1 protein-coding gene is annotated in these 233 nt (G+C 64.4%); it reads left to right on the top strand.

Annotated features, from left to right (window positions below):
* Window positions 1–233: isocitrate/isopropylmalate family dehydrogenase (locus AF337_RS14070; RefSeq protein WP_244471256.1), on the top strand; the 233-nt coding region annotated here is incomplete at both ends.

Below are 233 nucleotides of genomic sequence, written 5' to 3' on the forward strand. Positions count from 1 at the left end.
GGGCTTCGACCAGTATGCGAATGTTCGCCCCACGAAGATTTTGCCCGGGATCACGCCGCCGCTGCGCAACTGCGGCCCCGGCGATCTGGACTGGGTTATCGTCCGCGAAAACTCCGAAGGCGAATATTCCGGTCACGGCGGCCGTGCGCACAGGGGGCTGCCGGAAGAGGTTGGCACTGAGGTCGCCATCTTCACCCGCGTCGGCGTCACCCGCATCATGCGCTATGCGTTCA

It is taken from the genome of Rhizobium ecuadorense, from assembly GCF_001187535.1.
In the GTDB taxonomy this organism is placed as follows: domain Bacteria; phylum Pseudomonadota; class Alphaproteobacteria; order Rhizobiales; family Rhizobiaceae; genus Rhizobium; species Rhizobium ecuadorense.